The organism is Ancylothrix sp. D3o (assembly GCF_025370775.1).
In the GTDB taxonomy this organism is placed as follows: Bacteria; Cyanobacteriota; Cyanobacteriia; order Cyanobacteriales; family Oscillatoriaceae; genus Ancylothrix.
Genome location: NZ_JAMXEX010000014.1, coordinates 50,947 through 63,417, shown reverse-complemented (window position 1 = coordinate 63,417; position 12,471 = coordinate 50,947). Strand labels below are relative to the sequence as shown.

At 41.9% G+C, this 12,471-nt stretch carries 5 protein-coding genes; all 5 read right to left on the bottom strand.

Annotated elements, in window-relative coordinates; translation table 11 throughout:
* Window positions 1–4: 4 nt before the first annotated feature.
* The 5 genes from NG798_RS20305 to NG798_RS20285 all read right to left on the bottom strand — a co-directional run bounded on the left by NG798_RS20305 (window position 5) and on the right by NG798_RS20285 (window position 12,435).
* Window positions 5–1,054 carry a TauD/TfdA family dioxygenase gene (locus NG798_RS20305; RefSeq protein ID WP_261225527.1) on the bottom strand — a complete coding sequence of 350 codons (1,050 nt, stop codon included), beginning with the start codon at window positions 1,052–1,054 and terminating at the stop codon, window positions 5–7.
* A gap of 122 nt (window positions 1,055–1,176) precedes the next feature.
* Window positions 1,177–2,721, bottom strand: coding sequence for a condensation domain-containing protein (locus NG798_RS20300; protein WP_261225526.1), 1,545 nt, complete (start codon window positions 2,719–2,721; stop codon window positions 1,177–1,179).
* The gene (gene panP, locus NG798_RS20295; protein WP_261225525.1) at window positions 2,708–4,393 is read right to left on the bottom strand and encodes a pyridoxal-dependent aspartate 1-decarboxylase PanP; all 1,686 of its coding nucleotides are present in this window, start codon (window positions 4,391–4,393) and stop codon (window positions 2,708–2,710) included. The genes NG798_RS20300 and panP overlap by 14 nt, the downstream gene beginning before the upstream one ends.
* 66 nt (window positions 4,394–4,459) lie before the next feature.
* A complete protein-coding gene (locus tag NG798_RS20290) occupies window positions 4,460–7,741 on the bottom strand; it encodes an amino acid adenylation domain-containing protein (protein WP_261225524.1) in 3,282 nt (1,093 codons plus the stop codon).
* Entirely contained in the window at window positions 7,741–12,435 is a 4,695-nt protein-coding gene (locus tag NG798_RS20285) for a non-ribosomal peptide synthetase (RefSeq protein WP_261225523.1), read from the bottom strand. The genes NG798_RS20290 and NG798_RS20285 overlap by 1 nt, the downstream gene beginning before the upstream one ends.
* Window positions 12,436–12,471: the final 36 nt, after the last annotated feature.

Genomic DNA, 12,471 nt, shown 5'->3' with positions numbered 1-12,471 from the left:
GTGTCTAAATTTCTTGACAGCTAAATCCTTCTGCCATCCCTACAACAACTCGACGCGAACCTACAAAAGGTGTCCGCCCGTGCGCGGCTAACATATTATCTAGGAGTAAAACATCTCCTTCTTCCCAAGGAAAAATTATCGTTTCTTGCTGATAGCAATAGCGAATTTCATCTAAAATATAATCTTCGATTGGCGAGCCATCGCCGTAATAAGCATTGCGTGGTAAATCTTCTTCTTTAAAAGAAGTTAAAAGCTCTCTCCTAACGGCGGTATCGAGACTGGAAATGTGGAAGAGGTGGGCTTGATTAAACCACACCATTTCTTTTGTTTGGGGGTGCTGGGCAACGGCCTGACAAATTTGGCGAGTTTTTAAGCGATTATTGTTTCCCCATTCTAATTGAATTCCGGTTTTATTGCAATAGTTTTCTACCTCACTTTTGCTATCAGTATTGAAGACATTTTGCCAGGGCAAATCTACACCGGCCCCGTAATTTCGCACATACATAACTTTTTTTTGTGCGAAGCGCTCTTTAATTTTTGGATCGATACGTTCAAAAACTTTGCGGCTGTCAGCTATCGGGGTTTCTCCTCCTTGTTCGGCTTTTTTAACGCAGAAAAAAGCAATTTTTAGAGGCCAATTTTTAGAATAGGCCATTTCATTATGAAGGGGGATGAATTGCTCGGCAGGATATTCGGTGGAAGTGTAGATATTTCCGCTTAGTTGACTACGCGGAGTTGAGCGAAAAGAATATTCTAACAACTCGCCGCCAACTGCTTGTATAAACTGCTCAAAACCGGCTACTCCGCCGACTTCAAAGCCTCGAAAAAGTATTCCGCCCTGCTTCAATAATTGCGTTGTAATTGACTCTCGATTGTTGGTAGCCCAAGCGGCGAGGTTTAATCGATCTACTGCCGGTTGAAAAATGGCCGGTAGGAGGTTTTCTGATTGGAAATAGGACGTTTTTACTAATTCCTCTGGAGACACGCTGACTGCTTTGCGTCTAACTGTGCCTAATTTGGGAGAATTGGGGTTTTTTAGTTCTGTATTGGTCATGTTTTTTCTTTTGGTAGGTAGGGTTTTTAGAGGGTGTTTTGGGCTAGGTGAGGTTTTTATAAGATATGTGACTCTGGGTTGATTTTTTTAACCGCAGATGAACGCAGATGGACACGGATAGGTTATTTTTTTGTTGCTTTGCGTTTGGCTATTTTTAATTTTTGAATGTTTGAGGCTTGGAGTTGTTTTTCTTTGTTTTTTTGGTGCTGCTTTTCTGCTTCAGCAACGGTTTCTGCTAAGTCGTTTATTCTAATATTGGGTTGGTCAACAATTTGGTGGACAATTGTTTTAAAACTTCGCACCATTCGCTCAATACTCGCTGCCTCAAATAAGTCTGTTTTATACTCAAATAAGCCTTGAATTCCTTCGGTAATTTCCCAGCAAGTGAGGCTAAAATCGTGTCTTGACGTACCGGCACCAAATTCCAAAACACTTAGCGTTAAACCGGCCAACTCCAGAGGTGGCATAGGCGCATTTTGAAGCACAAACCAAACTTGAAACAGCGGGTTATAGCTGAGATTTCGCTCTGGCTGCAATTCCTCTACGAGTTTTTCAAAGGGTACGTCGGGGTGAGCATAAGCCTGTAATGTTGTCTCGCGTACTCGGCTTAGAAGTTCGCGGAAAGTTGGATTGCCGGCTATGTCAATTTTCAGGACTAAAGTATTGACAAAAAATCCAATTAATCCCTCTAATTCCACTCGGCTGCGGTTGGCAATTGGCGAACCAATAGCAAGGTTTTCCTGTTTTGTATGGCAGTATAACAAAGCTTTAAATACTGCCAATAAAATCATAAAAAGTGTAACTTCTTGTTGCTGAATTAGGGTTTTTAGGGATTCCGTTAATGACGCAGAAATCACAAAAGATTGCTCGGCTCCTCTAAAATTTTGTGCTGATGATCTCTGCCGATCTGTTGGCATCACGTCTAAAACACCGTTTAATTGTTGTTTCCAATAAGCTAACTGTTTTTCTAATTTCTCTCCCTGCAAACTCTGTCTCTGCCAACTTGAAAAGTCGCCATACTGCACAGGAAGTTCAGGAAGTGGGGAAGATTTGCTAGTAGAAAAAGCTTCGTAAAGCGCCCCCACTTCGCGCACCAAAACCCCCATCGACCAACCATCAGAAATAATGTGGTGCATCGTCAGCAGCAACACATATTCTGCATCATTAAGTTGCAAAAGAGTAGCCCGCAACAAGGGAGCTTGCGTTAAGTCAAAAGGGCGCTGGGCTTCTTCTACAGCCTGTTTCTCAACTTCAATTTTTTGCTGTGATTCTGGTAAATTTTGTAAGTTTATCACAGCTACATTGAATTTTATATCTGGAGAAATAACCTGAGCCGGTTGTCCGTTTACCTCTGCAAAAGCAGTCCGCAAAACTTCATGTCGCCTGAGAATTTCATTAAACGTTTGTTGCAATGCCGGCAGATTGAGTTGCCCTTTCAAGCGCACAGCCGCAGGAAGGTTGTAAGCATAATTTTGGGGAGACAATTTATCGAGAAACCACAGCCTTTGTTGGGCGAAAGAAAGCGGCGCATAATCTTGCTGTAATCGCCTTTGAATGCGTTTCGATTCTTCCGTTTGTACGGCATTTTTTCGTAATGCTTTGAGTAGGAGTGTTCGCTTATCGGGCGAGAGGTTTTTTAGTCGTTCTGAACGATTATCTGGTTTCATTATTGACCTCCTCCCAGGGTTGGTTGTTTGCGATATTTAAGGAAAGTTTTGCTGCTATTTTTCGCTGGTCATTTAAAACAGCGTTGATATCTGCTTCAGTGGTGAGAGGGTTCGCAAGGACGACTCGCAAAGCAACAATGGGAATGGTTTTGCCATAGGAGGTATTTTGCACAGTTGTCCGCGATACAAAGGTTTGACCGGCCCGGCGCTGGGCATCTTGAAGGCGCTCATTAAATTGATTGATGACAAAATTATCAGCTTTTGTCAGTTTATTTTGGGTGGCTTTTTGCCTAAATGGTTCGGGAAGATAGCGATATAAAAGAATATTAATTGCCGGTTCTAGCAGTAACTCAAATTCTGAGCTTTTCGTAATTAAATCAGCAAGATACTTGGTTTTTTGTATCCCCGCATTTATCAAAAATTCATAGCCTTTATGACCGATGATATTTAACGCGGCTTGCAAAAATAAACTCACAGCCGGTCTTGATCCTTCCAGAGAGCGTTTGCCTAAATCAATAGAGTCTTTTCGCACTGTGTAGGGCGCGTTTTTTTCAATGACTTTTGCGAGTTGGGGATTGCGAAATAAAACCATCCCTATTCCCATCGGCAAATACATTTGTTTGTGTCCATCTACCGTGACGGAATCTGCCAACTCAATGCCTGCCAGTTTGTGCCGGTGTTGTTCAGAAAAAAGCACCGGCCCCCCCCAAGCAGCATCAACATGAAAATGAGCGTTTGCTTCCTGCGCGATCTCCGCTATTTCTGGGAGAGGATCGATACTTCCTGAATCGGTACTGCCGGCAATTCCAACAATTGCTAAAATATGCAAATTACGCGCCAGACACTCCGCCACAGTTTTTTGCAAAGCTTGTAAATCAATGGCGTGATTGCAATCAGTTGAAACTTTGATTAAACTGCTATCTCCTATGCCTAATAAACCGGCAGCTTTTTCAAAAGAATAGTGCATCAAATTAGAGCCAATAATTACCGCTCCCTTGTAGCCATAAAACTCTAATGCTGCGTGCAAGCCTTCTTTTTCGATGCCTTTAAAGCCTTCTTTTGGCCCTAAAGAAGCGTTGCGAGCACACCATAATGCTGAAACATTAGCAAGTGTGCCCCCGGTGGTCATAATACCAAGTGTACTCTCGCTTTTTTGAATATGTTGGTTGTAAAATTCCTCAGAAAAATCGTAAATTAATCGGTGCATCATCGCCAAAGTTTGGCGCTCACAGGGGCTTAATGTTTTGGCAGTTTCCATCTTGACCGAATTTTGATTCATGGCGGTCAAAAGTTTGCCAATTGGACGCACAAAATAGGGAAGTGCGCTTGTCATGTGACCGATATATCGGGGAGAAGAAGTGTGAATGGAATGGGCAACAAGTGTTTCAGTTAAATCATCTATATAGTTACCAACCTCCGCAGGAAAATCGGGGATTTGGCTTTTTCTAAATTTATCAAAAATTAATTCTATATCTGCATCTGTACTAGCAGTTTTTGTTTTCAAAAAATCTTGAGTAATGGCAGAAATTTGTCTTTCCATTTCTCGCTCGGCAAAAAGCGATTGCTCACCAGCTTTAAATAGCTCCATTAAGTCTTCTTCAAGCCGGTTTGCTGAGGCTTCTAAGGGCCGCACTTTGTCTTGCAAATCCACCACTTTTATTGTTTCACTCATTACAGTCATTTCCTTTTAAATGGGTATGTTCTTCAATTCTTGCGCCTATTTCCCTATACGGGTTTTCTACTCAGCACTTCCCACAGTTTGCACCTCCTCTTTTTCTAACTGATCGAGCAATTGATCTATCTGATCAGAATCAGCGTTTGCTAGAATTTGATCCTCTATCAGTTCAGCCAAATTCTGAAGAGTAGGAACGGCAAAAAAATCGCACAGCGCCAACTCTACCCCAAAGCTTGATCGCACTCTTGATATCAATTGAGTTGCCATCAGAGAGTGACCACCCAAATCAAAAAAGCTATCTTGAATTCCCACTTTTTCTACTCCTAAAACAGCCTTCCAAATCTCCGCTAGTTCTTTCTCCGTAGGTGTTTGCGGCTCAATTAAAACTTTCTCTTCAGAGAGGCTCTCGTATTTTTCAGGCAAAGCCAAATAGTCTATTTTTCCATTGGGCGATAGTGGCAGTGCATCTAATACCACAAAAGCTGAAGGTATCATGTATTCCGGCAGATTTTCTTTGAGAAAATAACGCACTTCATTAATTAATTCTGACTGTTTCGCCGCCTGCAAGCTTGCAAAATTAGGAACAACATAAGCTACTAAACGCTGTTTATCGGGCGCATTTTCTTGCAGCAAAACAACAGCTTGAGAGACTGAACAATGCTGAGAAAGTGCGGCCTCTATTTCTCCTAACTCAATGCGGAAACCGCGAATTTTTACCTGACGATCAGCACGTCCCAAAAATTCTATATTCCCATCTGGCAGATAAGAACCTAAATCACCTGTTTTGTACAAAACTTTTTGATGAGGTTTACCTATAAACTCTAATTCTTCCTGCCAAAATGGGTTAGGAATGAATTTTTCAGCAGTTAATTCGGGCCGGTTTAAATAGCCTTTTGCTAATCCATCACCACCCACATAAATCTCACCGGCAACCCCTATCGGAACTGGTTGTAAGTTGCGATCAAGCAGGTAAATTTGTGTATTAGAAATTGGCCGACCAATGGGAACTTTTTTCAACAAATCACCCTGAGTTGCATCATACCACGTCACATCAGCAGCAACTTCTGAGGAGCCATAAAGGTTGATTAATACCCGTTGGTGTAGGCGTTCACGAAACTGCTGGCAGAGTTCCATTGGCAAAGTTTCTCCGCTACAAACCCAATATTTTAAGTTAGGTAAAAGTCGGTCTAAATTGGGGAAAGAATCTAAGATAACCCGCAACAAAGAAGGAACCAACACCAACCGCGTTACATTTTGCTTTGCTAAAATTTCCACGAATTGGTTAATATCTTTAACTGCTTGATTGGGAATAATAACAGTTGCCAAACCATGCAGCAAAGGAGCAAAAATTTCCCAGACAGAATCAACAAAATTTAAGGAGGTTTTTTGACAGCAAATTTCTCCCTCAGTAAAGGGGTAGGGGTTCCAAAAACAGCGATTAATTACACCTCGGTGAGTGCCTAGTACGCCTTTGGGGGTGCCGGTGGAGCCAGAAGTATAGAGGAGATAAGCTAAGTTATCAAACCCCTCTTTAACGGCAGGATTCTCATCACTTTGTTGGGCAATCTCTTCTTTATCAGCATCTATAAATACAATTTTGGCGTTATGTTCGGGGAGAATTTCTAGGAGCTTTTTCTCAGTCAAAAGCACAGAAACTTTTGCATCTGCCAACATAAAAGCAAGACGTTGTTGGGGATAGGCAGGATCGAGAGGAACATAAGCAGCACCGGCTTTAAGAATACCCAAAATTGCCGCTACCATTTCCAGAGAACGCTCTAAACAAATGCCTACTAAAGTTGCTTTTTTTACCCCTAGAGATTGCAGATAATGCGCTATTTGATTGGCTTTAGCATTCAACTCGCGGTAAGTCAATTGTTGATTTTCGCAAATTGCCGCCACTGCATCCGCAGTTCTTTCTACCTGCGCTTCAAATAATTGCTGAATTAAGGAATTGTGGGGATATTCAGCTTCGGTATTATTCCAATCTACGAGCATTTGTTGCTTTTCAGCAGCGCTCAATAGGGGTAATTCTGATAGTTTAGCGTGGGGATTAGCAGCCATTCCCTCAAGTAAAGTTTGCAGGTGTCCCAGCATCCGCACAATCGTATTTTCTTCAAAGCAATTGCCATCAAAAATAATTTTGATTGTCAATTCTTCCCCTGGCACTGCGATCAGCGTCAGAGGATAATTCGTTGTTTCTAAAGAGCGAATATTTTGGATTTTTAAGTTATGAACTCCCTCCTGCAACGCATCATCAAAAGGATAATTTTCAAAAACAAAAAGGCTCTCAAATAAAGGCAAATTACGGGGAATTTCGCTCCACCGCTGCACCTCTACAAGGGGGCTGTATTCGTACTGTCGCGCCTCAAATTGTTGAGCCTGAATTTGTTTTAAACAAGATAAAAGAGAATTTTTTGGGCTAATTTTGACACGCACCGGCAGAGTATTTACAAACAACCCAACCACAGATTCAGCACCGGCTAAATCAGGTGTTCTCCCAGAAACAACTGCCCCAAAAACCACATCTTCTTCGCCACTATACCGGCTCAAAAGTAAAGCCCAAGCTGCTTGAACAAGAGTATTTAGAGTAAACTGATGTTGACGAGCCAAAGATTGCAATGCAGCGGTGGTTTTTGCAGAAAATTTAACCTGCTTTTCACCGTTGATTTCTAACTTATTCTCTCCGACAAAATTACCCCGGCTCAGCGAAGTTGGAGCCGCAAAATTTTTAAGAGTGCAGCGCCAAAATAACTCAGCCGCAGATAAATCTTGCTGGTGCAACCATGCGATGTAATCTCGATAAGGACGAGGACGTTTTAGTTGCAATTCCTCACCCTGACAAAAGGCTTGATAAAAGGAAAAAACTTCATCCAGAACGATAGAAAGTGACCACCCATCTAAAACTAAGTGATGGTGGCTTAAAATAAACTGAAAAGCATCTTCATGTAACTGCGCCAAAGCAATGCGAATTAGGGGAGCAGATTTTAGCTCAAAACCCTGCTCTCGATCAGCTTGCAAGAAAGTTTCTAGCTGCTGTTTTTGTTGGGTATCAGAAAGAAAGCGCCAGTCCATTTGCTGACAAGAAATTTCTGCTTGTTTGCGGACAGCTTGCACCGGCTCTTTCAAATTCTCCCAGACAAAAGAAGTCCGCAAAATGGGGTGCCGGTCTACAACTTTTTGCCAACTTTTTTTAAACGCTGAAACATTAAGAGAGCCACGCAAGACACACATCAATTGCCCAAAATATACCGCCGATTTTGGCTGGTAAAGGGCATGAAAGAGAATGCCCTGCTGTGCGGGAGATAAGGGATAAAAATCTTCGATATTGCCTTTGAGCATATTCATTACATCTCTCCTAAAATTGCAGCAATATTATCTAAATCGTCTTGCTCCCACCGGCTCCACTTAAACTCAGCAAAGTCAGAAGGAGTAAAGCCGGCAGCGTCCGAAGACTGACAGTATTGAATTATTAATCGCAGGGCTTTTATAAATTCCACCGCTAAACTTTCAATCGTTTCTTGACGGTGGATATTTTCGCTGTACGTCCAATCTATTTGTAGTTTTCCGCCGACAATAAACGCATTAATTTCGATTAAATAACGGCGATTTCCCTGCGGGCTGCGAATCGGCCCACTTGGCTCTGAGGATAACATTAATAAAGAAGATTCTGGCAACACTTGGTCAAACTGTCCAAGATAATTAAAGCATACCTCAGATTGCGGCAAATTGTTTAATTTTTCCCCAATTTCTCCGCTCAAATATTTTAAAACACCAAAACCGATACCGCGATTTGGTACACTGCGTAACTGCTCTTTCACTGATTTAAGCGCAGTTCCTAAATCAGCAGGTTTTACTAAATTTATCAGCAGAGGAAAAACTGAGGTAAACCAGCCTATTGTACGCGATAGATTGACATCTTCAAAAATATCTTCCCTTCCGTGTCCTTCTAAGTCAAGTAACAGACAATTGCTACCCGTCCACCGGCCAAAAACTTGAGCTAAAGCAGTCAGCAATACATCATTAATTTGAGTGCGGTAAGCAGCCGGTACTTCTTGCAAAAGCGCTTTGGTTTCTTCAACACTCAAAGAAACTGATGCTGTCTTTTCAGAAACCACTAAATTAGCTTTGTGGGAATCTATCGGCAAACGAGAAACTTGCTTATCAGACAAAGCCAGCCAGTAATTTAACTCTTCCTGTAATTCCTCGGATTTTCCCCACTTTTGCAAGCGTTCCGCCCAAGTTTTAAAGGAGGTTGTTTTGGGTGATAAAGTAACCGTTTCATTACGGCTAATTTGCTCATAAATTATTTGGAAATCTTCAATCAAAATTCGCCAGGAAACAGCATCAACAGCTAAATGATGAATCACCAATAACAGACGATTTAATCGGCGTTCACCAAAATCAAATAAGGCAGCACGAAGCACCGCACCCTCTGACAAATTCAAACTAGCTTGCAATTGGGAAGCGCTGGTTTGAAAAGCCATTTCTTGCTCTTCTGGAGGCAGCAAAGACAAATTAACGCGGCTAAACGGCACATTTTTTTCTGGATTAATAATCTCTTGTTGCCAGCCAAATTCGCCTCGCTCAAAACGCAAACGTAGTGCGTCGTGGTGTTTCAGCAATTCTTGCAAAGTCCGCTCAATTAATAGAGGCTCAAGAGGTTGGCGCAATTCTAAAAGCACAGCCTGATTCCAGTGATGCGGATCTAAAAGATTTTGCTCAAAAAACCAATGTTGAATCGGTGTCAAAGGAACTGTGCCGGTGATTAATTCTGGTTCAGTTTTGTTTACCTGATCCGCATCTGCTACGGTGGCTAATTGGGCAATTGTTTGATGTTGAAACAGTTGTTTGGGTGTAAGTTTTAACCCGACTTGATTTGCTTTAGAAATCACTTGAATACTGAGGATAGAATCGCCGCCCAATTCAAAGAAATTATCCTCAACGCCAACTTGTTCTAAACCTAGAACCTGCGCCCAAATTTCAGCGAGGATTTGCTCAACCGGCGTGCTGGGTTTGACAAATTTTTCAGAAATTTGCCCGCGATCTCTTTCCGGTTTCGGCAAAGCTTGGCGGTCAATTTTGCCATTATTAGTTAAAGGCAAAGCCTCTAGCAAAACGAAGGCAGGCGGCACCATGTATTCTGGTAATTTTTCTTTCAAAAAGCAGCGCAGCTTGCTAATTAACTCGCCGTTTTTAGGCGCACGTCCTGCCACGCCCCACTGTGTTGAATTAGAAACAATATAAGCAACTAAACGTTTTTCACCCGGTACATCTTCCCGCACTATAACCACAGCCTGCGCGACATCTGGATGCTCTCCTAATGCGGCTTCAATTTCTCCTAATTCAATGCGAAAACCGCGTATTTTTACTTGGTTATCTATTCTTCCCAAATATTCTAAATCGCCATTTGGTAAATAACGAGCTAAGTCTCCCGACTTGTACAGTTTAGCGCTGGAATTGTTATTAAAACAATTGGCAATAAACCGCTCATTTGTTAATTCGGCCCGATTGAGATATCCCCGTGCAACACCGGCACCCCCAACGTAAATTTCACCCGGAATACCGATAGGAACCGGCTGCCGGTTTTGATCAAGTAAATACACTTGTAAATCAGCAATTGGACGACCAATAACACTCGCATTTTTACTTAAATCAGCCATAGTCAGCGGTCGATAAGTGACATGAACAGTTGTTTCTGTAATGCCGTACATATTGACAAGTTGTGGTTGCTGATCGCCATGCCGGTTGAACCAAGGATTTAAAGCTTTTAAGTCTAAAGCTTCTCCCCCAAAAATCACTAACCGCAAACTCAAATCTTGAGAAATTCCTAGCGATTCTTCCGCCTTGATTAACTGATAAAATGCCGAAGGTGTTTGATTAAGAACAGTAACTCGTTCTTCGCATAACAATTTATAAAAATCTTCAGGGGTTCGGCTGACAGAATAAGGCACAATTACCAATCGTCCACCGTATAGCAAAGCACCCCAAATTTCCCATACGGAAAAGTCAAAAGCATAAGAGTGAAACAGTGTCCACACATCCTGCTGATTGAAGTTGTAATTTGACTGGGTAGCAGCAAACAAACGAACAACGTTTGAGTGAGGAATTAAAACGCCTTTGGGGGTGCCGGTGGAACCAGAAGTATAAATAATATAGGCAAGATTTTCGGCAGAGATTTCGCTATCAAGATTTTCTTTACTGTATTGAGAAAAATCTGCATCAAGGCAAACAAATTTAGCGTTGCATTCAGGTAAGTTTGGCAACAACTTTTCTTCAGTCAGCAACACCTTTAACTGTGTGTCTTTGAGGATAAAACTAAGGCGTTCCTGGGGGTTAGCTGGATCAAGTGGAACGTAAGCACCACCGGCTTTTAAAACCCCAATAATCGCAATAATTGTATGCAATGAACGCTCAACACAAATACCCACCAAAGCTTCAGATTTTACGCCAATTTCTTTTAGGTAATGTGCGAGTTGATTGGCTTTCTCGTTCAGTTCGCCGTAAGTGATTTTTTGGTTTTCAAACGTCACCGCCACCGCATCAGGAGTTTGGTTTACCTGTGCTTCAAATAATTGATGAATACAACGCTCACTGCTATAGTCGCTGTCGGTTTTATTCCACTCAACCAACAACTGATACTGCTCTTTTTCTCCCAAGATTGGCAACTCTTCAATTGCTCGATCTGGGTTAGCCGTTATCCCTTCCAGCAACGTCAGAAAATGCCCCGTCATCCGGTTAATAGTAGCTGCATCAAATAAATCGGTGCTGTATTCAAAATGGCCGTTAATTTCTTCCCCATTTTCTTCTAAATGCAGCGTTAAATCTACTTTTGAAGTCTGATTTTCTACATCTAAAATCGAGATATTTAACCCAGGCAAAGACTCAGCAGCAACCGGCGCATCTTGCAACACAAAAGCCACCTGAAACAGCGGATTATAGCTCAAATTTCGCTCTGGTTGTAATTCTTCAACCAGTTTCTCAAAAGGCAAATCTTGGTAATTATACGCTGCTAAAGTTATCTCTCGAATGCGAACGAGTAACTGCTTAAATGAGAGACTTTCTGACAAATTTGTTCGCAATACTAAGGTATTGACAAAAAAGCCGATTAACCCTTGAATTTCTGGCCGGTTGCGGTTAGCAATAGGAGAACCAACGCAGATATCAGACTGTCCTGTATAGCGATAAAGCAGGGTTTTAAAGGCTGCTAACAGCGTCATAAACAGCGTGACATTTTCTTGCCGGCTGATATTTCTCAGTGCTTTAGTCAGCGTTTTTGGAATCAAAAAAGATTCTTTTGCACCGCGATAAGTTTGCACAGCAGGCCGGTGCCGGTCGGCTGGCAATTCTAGCAAAGGAGGTGCGCCACTAAGCTGCTTTTTCCAGTAGTTAAGTTGAGTTTCCAAGCGTTCGCCCGAAAGCCATTCCCGCTGCCAAATTGCAAAATCCGCGTATTGTATAGCAAGTTGAGGAAGTGGGGATTTTTTACCATTCAAAAATGCTTCATAAAGGGCTGCTAATTCTTTCAGAAAAACACCAATTGACCACCCATCAAAAATAATATGATGCAGGGTAAGTAATAGGACGTATTCTTGAGAATTTAAGTGAAGGACTGTAGCTCTTAAAAGCTCACCTTTTGTTAAATCAAAGGGCTTTTTAGCTTCTTCTGTTGCTAGTTTTTTAACTTCCCCTTCTCGTTGATTTTCTGGTAATTGTTGCAAGTCTAAAACCTGTAACCGGAAATTAAAGTTTTGCCGTACTACCTGCACCGGCTGTCCTTCCGCAGTTGCAAATGTCGTCCGCAAAATTTCGTGCCGGCGAATAATTTCTTTAAAACTTTGCTCTAGCACCGGCACATTTAACCGGCCTTTTAACAATAAAGCTGCTGGTAGGTTATAAAAAGGATTACCAGGTTCAAATTTATCGATAAACCATAGTCTTTGCTGGGCAAAGGATGTGGGGAATACAAATACTTCTTCTTCGGTAAAGTTTGTGGTGGCGGAGGTTTCGGTGGTGGGTTTTTGGGAAGAGTAAACTGTCATGGTTTTTTTTGGTGGGGTTTATTTTTTAACCGCAGA